Genomic DNA, 1517 nt, shown 5'->3' on the forward strand with positions numbered 1-1517 from the left:
GTCGTCGGCGCGGAACCGCCGGAACGCCACTGCCCGGGTCAACGCGGCGAGCAGGGCGTCGGTGCCGTGCGCGGCCTGCAGGTCCAGGAGCACCGCGAGTTCGGCGGGCAGGCGGGTGTTGGCGGCCGCGGCGGCGCCGACGAGGAACTGTTCGGCGACCGGACCGAGTGCGCAGAATCGTTTCTCGACTTCGGTTTTCGGTCGCGGACCGCGACTGGGAGCCTGTCGTGGGGTCGGGTAGTGCTCGTCGAGGATCGACGCGGTGCCCGGGGCGGTGAGCGCGTGATCGGCGGCGACCTCCCCTGTGGCGGGGTCGGCGATCAGCAGTCGCCCCTCGCCGGCGGTGACGGTGACGGTGGCCCCGATCAGTCGGGTCGGCACCGAATAGCGGGCCGAGCCGAAGCGGATGCAGGAGAGCTTGTCGACCTTGCGGGTCACCGGTGGCGGCCCGATCTGCAGTCGCAGCGACGGCAGCGGTCCGAGCACGGCCTGTTCCTCGCGCAGGCGCTGGGCGGGGACCGCGTCGATCTCGGTGTGCACTCGGGTGTTGACCTCGATGCACCAGGTCTGGGCGGCTGCGTTCGCGGTGGTCAGGTCCACCGGTCGGCCGGACAGGTCGGCGTCGGTGAGCAGCGGGACGACCAGGTCGCGTTGGGCGTAGCCGACGAGGTGTTCGACGATGCCCTTCGATTCGGGGTCGGCGGCGTGGCAGAAGTCGGGGCGGAACCCGTAGTGGGTGGCCATCCGCACGTAGTCCGGGGTCGGGACCACCACGTTCGCCACGACTCCGCCCTTGAGGCAGGCCATCCGGTCGGCCAGGACCTTGGTGGGCACCCCGCCGATCGCGGCGAGGGCCTCGGCGATCAGCGTCAAGGTGGTGGCGGCGCGTTCGTCGGTGGCGAAGGCGACGAACCGCCACCGTGAATACGCCAGCACCGCGCAGAACAGGTGCAGGCCGGCACCGAGGGTGGCCCAGTCGATGACCAGGTATTCGCCCGGTGTCCACACGGCGGGCCGGCGACCGCGGTGATTGTTCTTGCGCCACTTGGTTTTCTCGTCGGCGACGAGGCGGCGGAAGTTGCGGTCCGAACCGGTGTATCCGGCGGCCGCGGCGATCGGGAGCAGACGCTTGGCGGAGATTCTGCCCCGGGAGGAGGCGACGCGTTCTGCGACGATCTCGGTGACGGTGTCGTAGTTGCGGGGGCGGGGTTGTCGTGAGGGTGGGGTGTCGCCGGCCTCGAATCGTTCGATGACCCGGCGGACGGTTTTGTGGGTGGTGCCGCACATCTCGGCGGCGCCGCGGTAGGTGCCGACCTCGCGGTAGGCGGAAATGATGTCCATGCGGTCCTTCGCAGACTTCAATGGAACTCCCTGGGCGGTGACAGGTGACTGGGTGGCACCTTCACCTTCACCGCTCAGGCCTGGCGTTCCGGTGGGAATCACGACGAACACGAGGCGGGGACTTTCACCTGGCCACCGGTGGGGACCGTTACTCGGCCACCAGTGGGGACTTTCTC

The 1517-nt window shown here is 69.8% G+C and carries 1 protein-coding gene; it reads right to left on the bottom strand.

All coding sequences use genetic code 11. The features are described from left to right. Positions 1-1362 (bottom strand): IS21 family transposase (gene istA / locus ACWDUD_RS30620; RefSeq protein ID WP_450111776.1); only part of this gene is annotated, 1362 nt, incomplete at its 3' end. Between the last annotated feature and the right edge of the window lie 155 nt (positions 1363-1517).

It is taken from the genome of Rhodococcus sp. NPDC003382 (assembly GCF_053589135.1).